Here is a 14,640-nt window from a genome sequence, read left to right as displayed (position 1 = left end):
TCGACCGCCGTTCGCAGGCCGGCCTTACCGCGCTATCGGCCTATCCGAGCTTATCCAGCAGTGGTTTCAGCCTGTCGCCATAGCGCTTCCACAGATCGACCGAGCCCTGGTACATGGGCTGGCGCACCTGCGCGGCCGACGCCGTGCGCACCGGCCTGTCGGTCTCGTGGAACGACAGCACGGCATCGTCCCATGGCAGGCCGAGATAGTCGATCAGCGCCCGGCTCTGCCCATCCTGGTCGGCGACGAAATCCTCGTAGCGCACATCGTGCACGACGCCGGGCAGCACCTTGTGCCAATGCGCCATGATGTCGGTGTAGAGATTGTGGAAATCGGCGAGCTCACCGAGCTCATAGCCATAGCGGTGGCTGTCGCCGCGGAAATGCACCTTGTAGATCGACAGGCATGTCGCCGCCGCATCGCGGGCGCAATGGATGATCCTGGCCTTCGGCAGCATCATGTGGATGAAGCCGACAAGCAGGAAGTTGCCCGGCATCTTGTCGGTGACGTGGCGCATATGCGGATATCGGGCATGCAGCATGTCCAGATAGGCCTGCCCCGCCTCGGCGAAATCCCTATCGTCCGTGTCGGCCACGCCCCAGGGGAAGCCGCCTGGCATGTTCGACGGGAACTGCTTGCCGACCGCCGTCTTCAGGATGCTGAGCTCACCCGCGCCATAGACCTGGGGGTGACTGGCGATGATCTGTTCGACCAGCGTCGTACCCGAACGCGGCATGCCGACGACGAAGATCGGCGCGTCGTCGGCAATCGGGCTCGGTCTGTGCTTTTCGAAGAAAGCGGCATCGAACACCGTCTTCATTGCCTCGAATTCGGCGCGCGTCTTCACCGGGTCGTAGTCGATGCCCTTGCGGCGGATGGCATTGCCCTCGGCGAAATAGTCGAAGGCCCTGCCATAATCCTTGAGATCGTCATTGGCCTTGCCGAGGCCAAACGACAGCTGCATGCGTGCCAGGCTGTCCTGAGGCGCCTTGGCGTGCTGCGCCTCCATGCCAGCCATTTCGGCATCGCGCTCCTTCTGGCGCTTGACCTGCGTCAGCATCAGCCACGCGCGGGCCATGCCGGGCTGGATCGCCACCGCCTGCCGGAACAGGCCGGTCGCCTCGTCGAGCTTGCCCTTTTCCATCAGCCCGACGCCCAGTCCGTGCAGCAGGTCGGCATCCCTAGGCCGGATGGTCAGTGCCTCCTGGAAGACAGCCAGCGCCTCGTCGAGGCGTCCGGCTTCCTGCAGGGTTTCGGCAAGCCCGATACGGGCGCGCACGTGGAATGGATTGCGCTGCACCGTGCCGCGATAGATGTCCTCGGCCTCGTCGAACCGGCCGATCTGCTTAAGCGACGAGCCGAGATTGTCGCGCGCCGCGAGCTGCTCCGGCCGCAGGTCCACCGCGCCGCGGAAGAAATCGATCGCCGCCGCGACACGGCCCAGATCGCGCATCACCGTGCCGAGATTGTTGAGGAAGTCGGGATTGGTCGGCTGCAGCTGAACCGACTGTTCGAGGAAATCCATGCCTTCTTCGCTGCGCCCCGTCTGGTGCAGCAGCAACCCCAGGAAATGCGCCGCGGCCGCGTGTTTGGGCTGACGCGTCAGCACCTGGCGGTAGATCGCCTCGGCCTCCTGCCGGCGCCCGGCCTGGTGCAGTTGCAATGCCTGCTGCACATACTGGTCGAGGCCCAGCGGCGGCTGTCCTCCCCCGCCAGACTTGGCCGCGCCAGGCTTGGTCCCCGCACCCGCCGCTCTTCTCTGATCTCTGTTGATGGGACACCTACCGTGTTCGTGCGCCTGCCGCGATCTAGGCCATCGGCGTTACAGGTTCAAGGCTTTGCTTGATTCTGCGCCTCACGTCGCGGCGAAAGCGATCAAATCAGGCGATTGGTCTCTGCAACCTGCCTGGCCCGCCTCACAGTTCCATCGGTATCGGAGATCGTTCGCCTTGCCGCCTCGTCCCTTCTGATGGTCAGCCGCGCCGACTGGACGGCCATCGGCTTTCCGGCAGCGCCAATGGGGTACGTGGCGATTGACCTGACGATCGGATTGATCGCCATGCTCTTCCCTTTCGAAGTTCTGATTGAATCCATGGCTTTATCCCTTTTTGAAAAATAAAAACATAAGCGCCGAGGAAAAACTCGGAAGGTCTCCAAGAAATTTTCGAAGATATCCGCAGCCATAGCAGATTTATTCCAAAATTAATATCCGTCTATTTTTCAAATCGAAGCAAGGAATTCCGTTATTATTCTTGAATAGAGCGCCGATTTCCGTTATATATCACATATGGTTTGGGCCAGAATTGGCATCTCGCGGCGTCAGAGGTTCTCGACCCGCCAATCTCATCCCAAAAGGCCAGGACAATGCCCGACCGCACCACCCGTTCCATCGCCCATTTCACCGCGCCATTCATGCTCGGTGGCCTGGAAGGACAACTGCCGGCCGGCGACTACGACATCGATCACGACGAGGAGTTGATCGAGGGCATGTCGCGGCTTGCCTGGCGCCGCGTCGCCACCTTCATCCATCTGCCGGCAAAGGCGGTGAACAACCCGCTCACCGGCCAGCTCGTCGCCATCGACCACCTGGACCTCGAAACCGCGCTGGTGCGCGACCGGGAGAATGCAGCATGATCCGTTTTCAACAGAATGCGCGACCGCGCACCGACACCCCCTCGCATCTCTTCGCCATCGGCCAGACCGTGCGGATGAAAAGCCGGACCGGCTTGGTCAACAAGGCCGCGGAACTGTTCGAGATCAAGAGCAGGCTGCCGGTCAAGGACGGTTCCCCGCAATACCGCATCCGCAGCGACCAGGAGACCCACGAACGGGTCACCACGGAAGACAATCTCGAACTGGCCGACAATCCGGCCAGCTGAGCGGAGGCCAGCCGACACACCGCGCAACCGCAAACGCCTCGCGGCGTTGAGCCTGCACACCAGATGCAGGAGTTTTGCGATGTCCCTCACCGCCTTTGCCCTCAACTGTTCGCTGAAAGCATCCAGCGACAAGGAAAAATCGTCCACCGACAAGATCATCGCCGATCTGCTCGCGGCGCTCAAACCGCATGGCGTGGAAGGCGAGGTCGTGCGCACGCTTGATCATGACATCAAGCCTGGCGTGCTCTCCGACATGGGCAGGGGCGACGACTGGCCTGGCCTGCGCGAAAAGATCCTGGCCGCCGATATCTTCATTCTCGGCTTGCCGATCTGGTTGGGCCAGCCATCGAGCGTCGCCAAGCGCGTCATGGAGCGGATGGACGCCTTTCTCGAGGAGACCGACGACAAGGGCCGCATGCCGGCCGCCGGCAAGGTGGCCCTGGTGGCGATCGTCGGCAACGAGGACGGCGCGCATCATTGCCATGCGGAGTGCTTCCAGGCGCTGAACGATGTCGGCTTCACCATTCCCGCCAATGGCGGCGTCTACTGGGTCGGTGAAGCCATGCATGACGTCAATTACGTCGATCTGCCGAAAACCCCCGCCAAGGTTACCGAAGCCATCGAAATGGCGGCCTCAAACGCTGCTCATCTGGCCGGCCTGCTCAAGAGCAAAGCTTATGTTGGCGTGGACAAATAATGGCCTTCCCCTCATGCGGGAGACGGCAGAATCTCAGCACGGCCCCACGCCGACGATGCGGTAGTCCGAGGCCCGCGCCTCGCAGGCGTTGGGGAAGGTGCGCATCTCTCCATGCCGGCGGGCGCACACCGGCGCATATTCGCGGGTGCAGAACGTCTGCTCGCCACCGCCGCCACCGCCATCACCGCCGTGACAGGCGCCGTCACGCACGATGCGGTAACCCGCCCGATCGGCCAGACAGGCATTGGCGAAGGTCTGGCGATCTCCGCCGCGCCGGGCGCAGACCGGCTCGTATTGCTTGGTGCAGAATTGCGGTTCAGGGCGCGGCGGACGCGGTCGCGGCCCAGGTCCGTCATCGACGACGACCGTGCAGGCGGCAAGAATTGCCGACAGGAAAAGGACGGCAAAAACCTGCCGTGAAAAGATCGCCGCAAGAAACCTCATGATCGTCTCTCCCTCGATCCCCGTCCCGGTCCGTACCGCCCAAGACTGCGTGGCGGTTCGTTGATGATGATATCGATCAAAACAAGATTTGGATCAGTCACCCAATGGCGTGATCGTCGTCATTCCACCGCCAATTGCAACCCTTGTTTGCGGCTTCTGTAGGAGAACGACACCCGAACCGATGGGCCCCAGCCGCGTCCCCGGCAATCGTCGCTCCTGGCCCATCCATGACCGGTGCTGTGGGCCGATGACCCTTCCGCCAACGAAGCCTATTTGCGGCCGGTCGACGCTTTGATCGGTCGATTTTTGCGTCGGGATGCGCCAAGGGCGGCGGCCCGCGGCGCTATCTTGCAACCTTCACGTTTCCGTGCGATAAATTCTGTGTTCGGGCATTTGCGACCCGGAGAGCGGAACGTTTTGGACGACCTTTCCCCGATACTGTGAATCTCTGACGGCCCCGTTTTTCGGCGGGGGGTTTGACCATGCGCCAATGCATGACTGCCGAAAGCAACCACCAGGAACTGCCCTCGACGCCAGGTGGCGGGCAGGACCACCAAGACTGAACGGGTGAAGGAGTTTCCCCAATGGCCCAGACCGGCACCGTTAAATTCTTCAATGCGACCAAAGGCTTCGGTTTCATCACGCCCGACGGCGGCGCCAAGGACGTGTTCGTCCACATTTCAGCGATCGAGGCCTCGGGCCTGCGCACGCTCGTCGATGGCCAGAAGGTCACTTTCGACGTCGAGCCGGACCGCATGGGCAAGGGCCCGAAGGCGGTCAACCTGCGCGCAGCCTGAGCAATCGGCGCGCGCGCATCCCAGGCGGATGGGCGAACGAGGAGCTTGACCAGCACCTGGGCAGGCAGACGGATTTTTGAAAGGCGCGGCGGTTTTCGCCGCGCCTTTTTCATGTCCGCCGCGCAGCGCAGACTCATCTCATCCGGAAGTTCATCCCGGGTCCGGGCCAATGACGCGCATCAAAACAAGCACTTAAAGCGACGTGCTTTAAGTGCCAGCAAAACTTTCTCTTGCCGATAGCGCTAAAATAAAGGACAAATTTGCATTCGGGCATTTGCCGGCCCGAGACTGGAGTTTATGGGATCAAAGGAGCTTCCCATGCCGCAGACCGGCACCGTCAAATTCTTCAACCATGCCAAGGGCTTCGGCTTCATCACACCGGATGATGGCGCGAAGGATGTCTTCGTCCATATTTCGGCCGTGCAGGCGTCGGGTCTCCCCGGTCTCGAAGATGGGCAGAAAGTGACATTCGACACCGAGCCGGACAAGCGCGGCAAGGGACCCAAGGCCGTCAACCTGTCGGTCGGCTGAGCCGGCTTCGGACCGGCTCCGGCAGTTAGGTCCGCGCCGAAAGGTGCGGTTTTGAGGCGGTGAAAGAATGCGTGCGGCCAAATTTTCGTTCAGCCCCCGTTCAGCCACGGTCCCATATTAGTCATTCGTAAAGCCGGACTGCATCCCCTGCAAGAAACTGCACGGTCCGGTAAGAAGGAGACCAAGATGAACCGCATTTTCAAGACAGCCGTGCTGTCCGCAGCCGTGGTCGCCACCACGCTGGGGACCTTCTCGGCGGCCAATGCCGATGACTGGCGCCGTTGGCACCATCACGGCCATGGCCATGGCGATGCCGTGGCAGCCGGCGTTCTCGGCCTTGCCGCCGGCGCATTGATCGGTGGCGCATTGGCCAATGACCGGCCACCACCCGATTCCGACCGTTATTACGATGACGGTTACTACGATCGTGACGTGCGGGTGCGCCCTGCCCCGATCCGCCGCTACTACGCGGAACCGCAGGTGGTCTATGCCGACCGTTACGCCGAACCGTGGACGCGCGGCTGGTACGAGTACTGCTCGGACCGCTACCGCACCTTCAATTCCCGTACCGGCACCTTCACCGGCAGCGACGGTGAACAGCATTTCTGCACCGCCAACTGAGGCTTCCCTGCCCCAAACAAAAATGCGCTGACCGCAAGGCCAGCGCTTTTTTGTTGTCGGTTTGTTGGGCTTCCGGCGGCGGCCCTCATCTCATTCAGGTCAAAAACGGGTTGGTTCGCCGTTCCTCGCCAAAACGCCCGCCGGGGCCATGGCCGCAGATGAAGCCGATGTCGTCGCCGAGCGGCAACAGCTTGTCTTTGATCGAGGCGATGAGGGCCGCATGGTCGCCGCCGGGCAGGTCTGTGCGGCCGACCGAGCCGCGAAACAAAACGTCGCCGACATGGGCGAATTTGGCGGCGCGGTTATAATAGACGACATGGCCCGGTGCGTGGCCGGGGCAATGCAGCACCTCGAACACATGGCCGCCGAACGACACCGTCTCGCCTTCGGCGAGGAACCGATCGGGCACGCAGTTTCGCACACCGCCGATGCCGTAGCGCCTGCCCTGGTTTTCCAGATTGTCGAGCAGCATCTTGTCGGCTTCATGCGGGCCGATGATCTCGACGCCGAGTGCTTCCTTCAGTTCCATGGCGCCGCCGGCATGATCGATATGACCGTGGGTGATCCAGATCGCCTCGGCCGCGATCGCGTTGTCCTTCAACGTTGCCAGCACCTTGTCGATGTCGCCGCCCGGATCCACGACGACGCCATGCTTGTCGTCCATGTCGAACAGGATGGTGCAGTTCTGCTGGAACGGTGTGACCGGCACGATGCCGGCATTGAGCTGACCCATGATCGTCCTTTCGCTGTGTCAGCGATCATGTAGAGGCATCGCTCAAAACCGTCCACAGCCGGAAGGCCAAACAGTGCGTCTCCAAAGGAATGGGCGGCCGAAGCCGCCCATTCTGCGAAGCCCGAGATCGGCAGGCTTATTTCTTCATGGCGCCCATGACCGCGCCGAGAATGCCGGTCAGGATCGCGCCACCGCCGGCGCCACCGACGATGTTCTGCAGGTTGAGCGCGCTGCCCAGGCCGCTGGTCGCCGCCGCGGCCGCGTCAGGACTGATCGCACCGCCGCCAAGCAGGCTGCCGAGGATCGCCGCGCCGCCGACACCGCCGATGGCTCCGCCCAGGATTTTGGGAAGCTGACCCATTGCCGCCGTCTTGATCGCCGCGCCGACCGCCTGACCACCAATGATGCCTGTGATGATCTGAATGATGATCGGAAGAAGCGTGTTCATGTCCATATGATTAGTCCCTCCATAGCTGCCAGCCTCCCGGGCCGACACCATCATGAGACGCCGAATTGGAGGAAAGTCAAATGCAGAAACGCTGAAATAAAAGGGGCGGCCCGAAAACCGCCCCTGCTTGCGCGAAAAGCTGTGACTATCGTTATTCTGCGGCGATAGCATGCTTGGGTTGAACGGCGATAGAATAGTCGTTCATGAGATTCTTGGCGATCTCGCCGACTTCGAATCGGTAAGGCCCGATCTCCGAAACCGGGGTTACTTCCGCTGCCGTTCCGGTCAGGAAGCACTGCTCGAACCCTTCCAGTTCTTCCGGCAGGATGGCGCGTTCGATGATCTCCAGGCCGCGATCCCTGGCGAGTCCAATGACCGTGCGGCGGGTAATGCCGTCGAGGAAGCAATCGGGCTTGGGCGTGTGGATCTTGCCGTCCTTGACGAAGAAGATGTTGGCGCCCGTCGCTTCGGCGACCTGGCCCCGCCAGTCGAGCATCATGGCGTCGGCATAGCCCTTGGCCTCGGCGGCATGCTTGGACATGGTGCAGATCATGTAGAGGCCGGCGGCCTTCGACCGCGACGGCGCCGTGCGCGGATCGGGCCGGCGCCATTCCGCCACATCGAGACGGATGCCCTTCAGCTTCTGCGCCGGGTCGAAATAGCTCGGCCATTGCCAAATGGCGATGGCGACGTTGATGCGGTTGTTTTGCGCCGAAACACCCATCTGCTCGCTGCCGCGCCAGGCGATCGGCCTGACATAGGCGTCCTGGAAGCCCTGCTTCTTCAGGAGCGTGGTCGACGCGTCATTGAGCTCGGCCACCGAATAGGGAATCTTGAAGCCGAGCAGGCGTGCCGATTCATGCAGGCGTTCCGTATGCTCGTTGAGCTTGAAGATCTCGCCGCCATAGGCGCGCTCACCCTCGAAGACCGCGCTGGCGTAATGCAGGCCGTGGGTCAGCACATGAATCTTGGCGTCCCCCCACGGGACGAACGCGCCATTCATCCAGATGAAGCCGTCCAGTTGATCGAAGGGAACGGATGCCATGGTAACCTCCCGCGGGTCGCGACCCGCATATCCTAGTGTCGTTGCGTGTTCTTTTGGCAGCGCCATGTGGTTGGAGACGCCGGCCGGTGTCTGGAAGCGTAAGCGGATAATCGCGCCCTGGCAAACTCAGGAAGTTCCGGAAAAACCGGCTTGCCTCGCCTTTTCGTTCGCAATCCGCCCAAAAGCTTGTCAAAAATTACCATTGCAGGGAAATTACGTCAATAGTACTGACATAATCTCCTGTTCCCATGGAGAAATGATGACGGATAAAAGCCCAGCTGCCGGAAAACCGATCAGGACTGCGATCACCAGCGAGGACGGCATCGACTTCGCCATCATCGAACTCTTCTTCTTCGCGTATCGCGACTTCACCTCCGATCCCGATCAGATCCTGGCCGACTACGGCTTCGGCCGCGCCCATCACCGCGTGCTGCATTTCGTCAACCGCCGGCCGGGCCTGACCGTCGCCGAATTGCTCGACGTGCTGAAGATAACCAAGCAGAGCCTGGCGCGTGTGCTGAAGCAATTGATCGACACCGATCACGTCGTGCAGTTGCAGGGCCCGCGCGACCGTCGCCAGCGCGAACTCTATCCGACGGCCAAGGGCCGTGCGCTGGCGCTGGCGCTGGCGCGGCCACAGTCACGCCGCATCCGTGCTGCATTGGAAGATTCCGGCGCCACCGAACGGACCTTGGTGGAACGCTTCCTCGAAGCGATGGTCAATCCGGAACTGAGAGCTCAGATCGACGTTGGGTCCGCAAAAATGTCAGGGAAAAGCCATGGAGAGCACTGAGAGGGTCGACACCGCGGCCGCACCGGATGACGACGCACCACATCTGCTCGTGGTCGACGACGACACCCGCATTCGCAATCTTCTCAAGCAGTATCTGACTGAAAACGGCTTTCGCGTCACCGTCGCCGGTAATGCCGGCGAGGCCCGCCGCAAGCTCGCCGGCCTCGATTTCGACCTGCTCGTGCTCGACGTGATGATGCCGGGAGAAAGCGGCGTCGATCTCACCAAGGCGCTGCGTGCCGAGAAGAACGTGCCGATCCTGATGCTGACGGCCTTGTCGGAAACCGACAGCCGCATCTCGGGGCTCGAAGCCGGCGCCGACGATTACCTGCCAAAACCCTTCGACCCGCGCGAGCTGATCCTGCGCATCAACAACATCCTGCGCCGTGGCGGCCCGGCGGCGACGCCCAAGGTCGAGCAGCTGGTGTTCGGCCCCTACACCTTCCAGATCGCCAGGCGCGAACTGAAGCGCGGCGGCGAGGCGCTGAAGCTGACCGACCGCGAACAGGAGATCCTGGCGATCTTCGCCGCGCGCGCCGGCGAAACCATCCCCCGCCACGAACTCGTCGGCGACGATTCGGAAGTCGGCGAGCGCACCATCGACGTCCAGATCAACCGGCTGCGCCGCAAGATCGAGCGCGATCCGTCCAATCCGGTCTGGCTGCAGACCGTGCGCGGTATTGGGTATCGGCTCAGCGTGGAATAGAATGCCGGCGGCGGCCCAAGTGCATGGTCCCGAAAAGTGGGAACCGGTTTTCGGAAAAGATCATGCTCCAACAAAGAGTTGGATCAGGATGACGATTCAGCCAAACGTCATCCCGACCCAATACCGCCGACGGATGAAAAGAGCCAATGGCGACCACGGAACTGGAACAGCCGGACAATGACGGTTTGAGTGCACGCGCCACACGGTCGCTCAAGGCGGTGCCGCGCATCTGGAACCGGTTCTGGCGCCTGGTTTCGCTTTACATGCCCAAGCGCCTCTATGCGCGCTCGCTGATCATCGTCATCGCGCCGATGATCCTTTTGCAGTCGGTCGTCGCGTTCGATTTCATGGAACGCCACTGGGCAACCGTGACGCAACGCCTGTCGCAGGCCACCGTGCGCGACATCGCCGCCATCATCGACCTGATCGAGACTTATCCGCACGACGCCGACTACGCCAACATCATCCGCATCGCGCAGGATCGCATGCAGCTGAAGGTCGATCTCCTGCCGCCCGATCCGCTGCCGCCGCCCGGTCCAAAGCCGTTCTTCTCTATCCTCGACGATGTTCTCTCCGCCGAAATCACTCGGCAGATCAACCGCCCCTTCTGGATCGACACTGTCGGCAATTCCAACATCATCGAAGTGCGCGTCCAGCTCGAGAACAAGGTGCTGCGCGTCTTCGTGCGCCGCAGCCAGGCCTATGCCTCCAACACCCACATTTTCCTGATCTGGATGGTCGGCACCTCGCTGGTGCTCCTGATGATCGCCATCCCCTTCCTGCGCAACCAGATCCGGCCGATCCTGGCCCTTGCCGAGGCCGCCGAAAGCTTCGGCAAGGGCCGGCCGATGCCGCGCGATTTCCGTCCGCGCGGGGCCGAAGAGGTGCGCCGCGCCGGCTTTGCCTTCATCCAGATGCGCGAGCGCATCGAGCGCCAGATCGAGCAGCGCACGGCCATGCTGACCGGTGTCAGCCATGATCTCAGGACCATCCTTACTCGCTTCAAGCTGCAGCTGGCGTTGGCCGGCGGCAAGGCCGAGACCAAGGCGGCGCTCGACCAGGACATCGAGGACATGCAGTCGATGCTGGAAGGCTATCTCGCCTTTGCCAAGGGCGAGGCCTCGGAGGACCCGGGACGTTTCGATCTCGAGGCCTATTTCCAGAAGCTTGGCGAAGAAGCGAACTTGCGCAAATGCAGACTGTCGACGACGCTTTCCGGCGATCCGACCGTGCATGTCAGGCCGAATGCCTTCGCGCGGCTGCTGTCCAACGTCATCGGCAATGCCTTCCGCTATGCCCGCATCGTTGAGGTCACCGCCGACCACGGCCGCGGCTCGCTTCTCGTCACCGTCGACGATAATGGGCCAGGCATTCCGGCCGACAGGCGCGAAGACGTGTTCAAGCCCTTCGTGCGGCTCGACGAAGCCCGTAATCTCGACGCCAGCGGCACCGGGCTCGGCCTGTCGATCGCCCGCGACATCGCCCGCAGCCATGGCGGCGACATCACGCTCGACGACAGCCCGATGGGTGGCCTGCGCGCGGTGATCAAGGTTCCGGCCTGATTTCTATTTGGCATGATCTTGCCTGAAAACCGCTTTCGACTTTTCGGGATCACGGTCTGCTTCATCCGCCCGTCATGAAACCATGGTCAAGAGCGCGCATGAAGCGCGCGACCGCACTTGATTCGTCCTTGCCGCCTCACTTCGACCCCGTACCCGTCAGGGTGCGCTGGAGCGAAGCGAGGACGGCCGCATGGTCGCCGTTCCGGCATCGTTTCAAGGCAACCGCCGACCTCCGGAGCAAAGGGCCGCCATGCGCATAGTGATGGTCACCGACGCCTGGCGCCCGCAGGTCAACGGCGTCGTCCACACGCTGGAGCGGCTCACCGAGACCCTGAAATCCTTCGACGTCGCGGTCGAGTTCCTGACCCCGAACATCTTTCGCACCCTGCCCCTGCCGACCTACCCCGACATCCGCCTGGCGCTGACCACGCCCGGCCATGTCGCGCGCCTGATCGACGGCTACAAGGCCGACCACATTCACATCGTCACCGAGGGACCGCTGGGTATCATGGCGCGGCGCCATTGCCGCAATGCCGGCCGGCCGTTCACCACCAGCTACCACACCCGCTTTCCCGAATATCTCAGCGCCCGCCTGCCGGTGCCGGAGAGCTGGGCCTATCGCTGGCTGCGCGATTTCCACAATTCGGGCCAAGGCACGCTGGTCGCCACCCAGTCGCTCGCCGACGATCTCACGGCGCGCGGCTTCAACAAGCTGAGGCCCTGGACGCGTGGCGTCGACACCGAGCATTTCCAGCCCGACAAGCGCAAGAATCTCGGCTTCCCCGGACCGGTCTTCCTCTGTGTCGGCCGCGTCGCCATCGAAAAGAACCTGTCGGCCTTTCTCGACCTAGACCTGCCCGGCAGCAAGGTGATCGTCGGTGAAGGGCCCGAGCTTGCCAAGCTGAAGGCGAAATATCCGAAGGCGCATTTCCTCGGCCATCGCCCCAATGACGAACTGGCCGAAATCTACGCCTCCGCCGACGTCTTCGTCTTTCCCAGCCGCACCGACACTTTCGGTAACGTCATCATCGAGGCGCTGGCCAGCGGCACGCCGGTCGCCGCCTACCCGGTGACCGGGCCGATCGACATCGTTGGTGATGGTGTCGGCGGTGCTGTTTCCACCGATTTGCGCGAGGCCGCGCTGGCCGCGCTCGACGTCAGCCGCGACCAGGCCCGCGAGCGCGCCATGCGCTACAGTTGGAAGGCCTGCGCGGAAATGTTTCTCGACGCGGTCGGGGAAGCACTGGGAACGACGCGCAAGCTGGCGGCCTGATCCGACAGGCCGGCGGGGACGCCAAGGAACGAGGCGGTATTCTGTTTGACCTCGGAAAGCCTAGAACAGCCTGCCGCCATCCGGCACCCTGCGCTCGATGGCGCCCAACACCACGGCGCCCTCTTCATCGGGAAAGCCGAGCGTCAGCACTTCCGACATGAACGGGCCGATCTGGCGCGGCGGGAAATTGACCACCGCGAACACCTGTCGGCCGATCAAGGTCTCGGGCGAATAGTATTTGGTGATCTGCGCCGAGGACTTCTTCACTCCGATCCCAGGCCCGAAATCGATCTTCAGCCTGAAGGCCGGCTTGCGCGCCTCCGGAAACGGTTCGGCCTCGACGATCGTGCCGGCACGGATGTCGACACGATCGAAATCGGCAAAGCTGATTTCAGGCTTGCGCTCGTTGTTTGAACTCATGTCGAACGCTTCTGCTCAGGCGTTGCCGAAGGTCTCGAACAGCACGCCGGCCAGCGCGCCCTTGGCCGAGGTTCCCGACCAGACGACGAACTGGAAAGCCTGGAAATAGCATTCGCAGGCTTCCAGCGCCGAGGACAAAAGCACCTCGACCTGCTGGCTCGAGGGTTCGACCCCGCCAGCGAGCAGCAGCGACTGGCGGAACATGATCGCGCCTTCCTGCTCCCAGAGGTCGAAATGGCCGAACAGCATCTGTTCGTTGATCAGCGACAACAGCCGCATCACTTCCAGCGTGCGGGCTTCCGGCACCTTGATGTCGAAGGCGCAGGCAAGGTGCAGCGCCTCGAAATCCTCCATCCACGAGAAGGAGACGTGATAGTCGGTCCAGCTGCCGGCAACCGAGATCGAGATTTCGTCATCGCCGGCCCGTTCGAAGGACCAGTCATTGTTGTGGGCCACCTGCTCGATCACATCCACCGGATGGATTTCGCGGGAAAATTCGAGTTCGAGAAGTTCCATGGAATGCTTCCTGTGTTCAGGGGGAGCGCCACACGCTCCGCGGGGCACACACGACGAACAATCTTGTCTAGAACTCGGACGGCCGGGACTTATCAACGCAAAGACCCCAGACCGAACCCCACCGCCCGGTTGCATGACCCTGCTCCGAATCATGCAACAAATTCAGTCTATTGATCGGGAGTCGCGTGAACAGCCCAATTTTTCGCACTGCGTCATTCGCATGTGGAAAGGTGCCTGTCACAAAGAGTCACGCAATGCCGGTAAGCGATTCACGGCAAAGCGATTTTCAGGCTGGTGCTTTGTGGAAAAGTTTAACGAATTATTTTTTCGGCTTGGGCTTCGCCGGCGCCGCAGGTGTGGCCTGACCGGTCAGCTCGGCGATCCTGGCCTCGAGCGTCTCGATGCGCGAGGCGAGCCTGCCGTTTTCTTCCCTCGCCTTGGCGGCCATCTCGCGCGCGGCCTCGAACTCCTCGCGCTGCACGACATCCATGGAGTTGAGGATGCGTTCCGCCTGGCCCTTGAAGGCCGTCTCCACCTCGCGCCGCACGCCTTGAGCGGCACCGGCGGCATCGGTCATCAGCTTGGCGAATTCATCGAGAATGCGGTTCGGTCCGGTCGACATGGCAAATCCTCGCTTGCTTGATTTGAATTAGTGACGTGGCGCCAGGAATGCAAGAACGTTGGGACCCGATGCGGCCTCCGCGCTGCTATGGCGCACGTCCCGCATGATGGGCGCGGGTCCTGCAGGAGCCTCTCGAACGGCTCCGAAGCTGTACTTGATGGTGGCAAGTCGCCTATTGTAACGCCCTCGTCTCCCTTCACGCACGTTTCAATCAGGATAACCAATGGCAACGCCCCCGCGCAGACCGACAAATCCGATGGAAGCCGCCGAAGCTGTTTTCAAGCCGGTCAAGAAACCGGCAGCGGCCCCGCCTCGCGAACCCTCCACCGCCCCGAATGTCCGCGAGCTTGTCTCGATCAGGATCGACCGGGCCGTGCTCGATCATTTCCAGGAAGATGGTCCCGGCTGGCAGGACAGGATCAACGACGCCTTGCGCGAAGTGGTGGCCGCCAAGCCCAGGGGGTAAGCACGGCCACCCCGGCGACGGAGCTGGAAGCGAATCTGTTCCCGGACCCGAATCTGTTCCCGCAGCATTGACGCCCGTGACCTTGCC

Annotated in this window: 20 protein-coding genes; 12 read left to right on the top strand and 8 right to left on the bottom strand. The window is 62.2% G+C overall.

The window, feature by feature from the left end; all coding sequences use genetic code 11:
* Positions 1-40: 40 nt before the first annotated feature.
* On the bottom strand, positions 41-1,675 hold the full coding sequence (locus LB554_RS17085; RefSeq protein ID WP_411962633.1) for a tetratricopeptide repeat-containing sulfotransferase family protein: 1,635 nt from the start codon (positions 1,673-1,675) through the stop codon (positions 41-43).
* Between the two features lie 213 nt (positions 1,676-1,888).
* Here LB554_RS17085 and LB554_RS17080 point away from each other — a divergent pair, with 213 nt between their 5' ends.
* The 4 genes from LB554_RS17080 to LB554_RS17065 all read left to right on the top strand — a co-directional run bounded on the left by LB554_RS17080 (position 1,889) and on the right by LB554_RS17065 (position 3,576).
* Complete coding sequence (locus tag LB554_RS17080) at positions 1,889-2,119, top strand: hypothetical protein (protein WP_224585759.1); 231 nt, start codon at positions 1,889-1,891, stop codon at positions 2,117-2,119.
* Positions 2,120-2,364: 245 nt separating this feature from the next.
* Entirely contained in the window at positions 2,365-2,634 is a 270-nt protein-coding gene (locus tag LB554_RS17075) for a hypothetical protein (RefSeq protein WP_224585757.1), read from the top strand.
* Positions 2,631-2,879 carry a hypothetical protein gene (locus LB554_RS17070; protein ID WP_015316110.1) on the top strand — a complete coding sequence of 83 codons (249 nt, stop codon included), beginning with the start codon at positions 2,631-2,633 and terminating at the stop codon, positions 2,877-2,879. Before LB554_RS17075 ends, LB554_RS17070 begins: the two co-directional genes overlap by 4 nt.
* A gap of 79 nt (positions 2,880-2,958) precedes the next feature.
* Positions 2,959-3,576: a flavodoxin family protein gene (locus LB554_RS17065; protein ID WP_140823223.1), complete on the top strand. Its 618-nt coding sequence runs from the start codon at positions 2,959-2,961 to the stop codon at positions 3,574-3,576.
* A 33-nt stretch (positions 3,577-3,609) separates the two neighbouring features.
* Here LB554_RS17065 and LB554_RS17060 read toward each other — a convergent pair whose 3' ends face one another.
* Entirely contained in the window at positions 3,610-4,020 is a 411-nt protein-coding gene (locus tag LB554_RS17060) for a Kazal-type serine protease inhibitor domain-containing protein (protein ID WP_140793447.1), read from the bottom strand.
* Positions 4,021-4,604: 584 nt separating this feature from the next.
* Here LB554_RS17060 and LB554_RS17055 point away from each other — a divergent pair.
* From LB554_RS17055 to LB554_RS17045, 3 genes are all read left to right on the top strand, one after another.
* Complete coding sequence (locus LB554_RS17055; RefSeq protein WP_006202520.1) at positions 4,605-4,817, top strand: cold-shock protein; 213 nt, start codon at positions 4,605-4,607, stop codon at positions 4,815-4,817.
* A 318-nt stretch (positions 4,818-5,135) separates the two neighbouring features.
* Positions 5,136-5,348 carry a cold-shock protein gene (locus LB554_RS17050; protein WP_008877668.1) on the top strand — a complete coding sequence of 71 codons (213 nt, stop codon included), beginning with the start codon at positions 5,136-5,138 and terminating at the stop codon, positions 5,346-5,348.
* 186 nt (positions 5,349-5,534) lie between these two features.
* Positions 5,535-5,969 carry a BA14K family protein gene (locus LB554_RS17045; RefSeq protein WP_224585755.1) on the top strand — a complete coding sequence of 145 codons (435 nt, stop codon included), beginning with the start codon at positions 5,535-5,537 and terminating at the stop codon, positions 5,967-5,969.
* 94 nt (positions 5,970-6,063) lie between these two features.
* Here the strand turns inward: LB554_RS17045 and LB554_RS17040 are convergent, their stop codons facing one another.
* From LB554_RS17040 to LB554_RS17030, 3 genes are all read right to left on the bottom strand, one after another.
* Positions 6,064-6,702, bottom strand: a complete 639-nt coding sequence (locus tag LB554_RS17040; RefSeq protein ID WP_224585753.1) for an MBL fold metallo-hydrolase — start codon at positions 6,700-6,702, stop codon at positions 6,064-6,066.
* A gap of 136 nt (positions 6,703-6,838) precedes the next feature.
* A complete protein-coding gene (locus LB554_RS17035; protein ID WP_015316105.1) occupies positions 6,839-7,156 on the bottom strand; it encodes a hypothetical protein in 318 nt (105 codons plus the stop codon).
* Positions 7,157-7,301: 145 nt separating this feature from the next.
* Positions 7,302-8,195, bottom strand: coding sequence for a branched-chain amino acid aminotransferase (locus LB554_RS17030; protein WP_140617704.1), 894 nt, complete (start codon positions 8,193-8,195; stop codon positions 7,302-7,304).
* Between the two features lie 259 nt (positions 8,196-8,454).
* Between LB554_RS17030 and LB554_RS17025 the strand changes: the two genes are divergently transcribed.
* The 4 genes from LB554_RS17025 to LB554_RS17010 all read left to right on the top strand — a co-directional run bounded on the left by LB554_RS17025 (position 8,455) and on the right by LB554_RS17010 (position 12,529).
* Positions 8,455-8,988 carry a MarR family winged helix-turn-helix transcriptional regulator gene (locus tag LB554_RS17025; RefSeq protein ID WP_015316103.1) on the top strand — a complete coding sequence of 178 codons (534 nt, stop codon included), beginning with the start codon at positions 8,455-8,457 and terminating at the stop codon, positions 8,986-8,988.
* Positions 8,975-9,694 (top strand): response regulator, encoded by a 720-nt coding sequence (locus LB554_RS17020; protein WP_023770265.1) that lies wholly within the window; start codon positions 8,975-8,977, stop codon positions 9,692-9,694. The genes LB554_RS17025 and LB554_RS17020 overlap by 14 nt, the downstream gene beginning before the upstream one ends.
* 146 nt (positions 9,695-9,840) lie before the next feature.
* Entirely contained in the window at positions 9,841-11,256 is a 1,416-nt protein-coding gene (locus LB554_RS17015) for an ATP-binding protein (RefSeq protein WP_224585751.1), read from the top strand.
* Between the two features lie 250 nt (positions 11,257-11,506).
* Positions 11,507-12,529, top strand: coding sequence for a glycosyltransferase family 4 protein (locus LB554_RS17010; RefSeq protein ID WP_224585749.1), 1,023 nt, complete (start codon positions 11,507-11,509; stop codon positions 12,527-12,529).
* A 60-nt stretch (positions 12,530-12,589) separates the two neighbouring features.
* Here LB554_RS17010 and LB554_RS17005 read toward each other — a convergent pair whose 3' ends face one another.
* From LB554_RS17005 to LB554_RS16995, 3 genes are all read right to left on the bottom strand, one after another.
* The gene (locus LB554_RS17005) at positions 12,590-12,949 is read right to left on the bottom strand and encodes a tRNA-binding protein (RefSeq protein WP_015316099.1); all 360 of its coding nucleotides are present in this window, start codon (positions 12,947-12,949) and stop codon (positions 12,590-12,592) included.
* 15 nt (positions 12,950-12,964) lie between these two features.
* The gene (locus tag LB554_RS17000) at positions 12,965-13,465 is read right to left on the bottom strand and encodes a YbjN domain-containing protein (protein WP_224585747.1); all 501 of its coding nucleotides are present in this window, start codon (positions 13,463-13,465) and stop codon (positions 12,965-12,967) included.
* Positions 13,466-13,784: 319 nt separating this feature from the next.
* On the bottom strand, positions 13,785-14,087 hold the full coding sequence (locus LB554_RS16995; RefSeq protein WP_015316097.1) for an accessory factor UbiK family protein: 303 nt from the start codon (positions 14,085-14,087) through the stop codon (positions 13,785-13,787).
* Between the two features lie 223 nt (positions 14,088-14,310).
* On the opposite strand from LB554_RS16995, the gene LB554_RS16990 reads away from it, so the two are divergent.
* A complete protein-coding gene (locus tag LB554_RS16990) occupies positions 14,311-14,553 on the top strand; it encodes a BrnA antitoxin family protein (RefSeq protein WP_140617702.1) in 243 nt (80 codons plus the stop codon).
* Positions 14,554-14,640 lie beyond the last annotated feature (87 nt).

It is taken from the genome of Mesorhizobium sp. CO1-1-11 (genome assembly GCF_020164995.1).
Classification (GTDB): Bacteria; Pseudomonadota; Alphaproteobacteria; order Rhizobiales; family Rhizobiaceae; genus Mesorhizobium; species Mesorhizobium australicum.
This window is presented reverse-complemented; position numbering and strand designations above follow the sequence as displayed.

Coding starts and splice junctions, on each gene's coding strand:
- LB554_RS17015 (WP_224585751.1), top strand. CDS start 9,841: ATGGCGACCACGGAACTGGAACAGCCGGACAATGACGGTTTGAGTGCA.
- LB554_RS17060 (WP_140793447.1), bottom strand. CDS start 4,020: ATGAGGTTTCTTGCGGCGATCTTTTCACGGCAGGTTTTTGCCGTCCTT.
- LB554_RS17055 (WP_006202520.1), top strand. CDS start 4,605: ATGGCCCAGACCGGCACCGTTAAATTCTTCAATGCGACCAAAGGCTTC.
- LB554_RS17010 (WP_224585749.1), top strand. CDS start 11,507: ATGCGCATAGTGATGGTCACCGACGCCTGGCGCCCGCAGGTCAACGGC.
- LB554_RS17050 (WP_008877668.1), top strand. CDS start 5,136: ATGCCGCAGACCGGCACCGTCAAATTCTTCAACCATGCCAAGGGCTTC.
- LB554_RS17065 (WP_140823223.1), top strand. CDS start 2,959: ATGTCCCTCACCGCCTTTGCCCTCAACTGTTCGCTGAAAGCATCCAGC.
- LB554_RS16995 (WP_015316097.1), bottom strand. CDS start 14,087: ATGTCGACCGGACCGAACCGCATTCTCGATGAATTCGCCAAGCTGATG.
- LB554_RS17045 (WP_224585755.1), top strand. CDS start 5,535: ATGAACCGCATTTTCAAGACAGCCGTGCTGTCCGCAGCCGTGGTCGCC.
- LB554_RS16990 (WP_140617702.1), top strand. CDS start 14,311: ATGGCAACGCCCCCGCGCAGACCGACAAATCCGATGGAAGCCGCCGAA.
- LB554_RS17075 (WP_224585757.1), top strand. CDS start 2,365: ATGCCCGACCGCACCACCCGTTCCATCGCCCATTTCACCGCGCCATTC.
- LB554_RS17020 (WP_023770265.1), top strand. CDS start 8,975: ATGGAGAGCACTGAGAGGGTCGACACCGCGGCCGCACCGGATGACGAC.
- LB554_RS17030 (WP_140617704.1), bottom strand. CDS start 8,195: ATGGCATCCGTTCCCTTCGATCAACTGGACGGCTTCATCTGGATGAAT.
- LB554_RS17005 (WP_015316099.1), bottom strand. CDS start 12,949: ATGAGTTCAAACAACGAGCGCAAGCCTGAAATCAGCTTTGCCGATTTC.
- LB554_RS17025 (WP_015316103.1), top strand. CDS start 8,455: ATGACGGATAAAAGCCCAGCTGCCGGAAAACCGATCAGGACTGCGATC.
- LB554_RS17040 (WP_224585753.1), bottom strand. CDS start 6,702: ATGGGTCAGCTCAATGCCGGCATCGTGCCGGTCACACCGTTCCAGCAG.
- LB554_RS17035 (WP_015316105.1), bottom strand. CDS start 7,156: ATGGACATGAACACGCTTCTTCCGATCATCATTCAGATCATCACAGGC.
- LB554_RS17070 (WP_015316110.1), top strand. CDS start 2,631: ATGATCCGTTTTCAACAGAATGCGCGACCGCGCACCGACACCCCCTCG.
- LB554_RS17000 (WP_224585747.1), bottom strand. CDS start 13,465: ATGGAACTTCTCGAACTCGAATTTTCCCGCGAAATCCATCCGGTGGAT.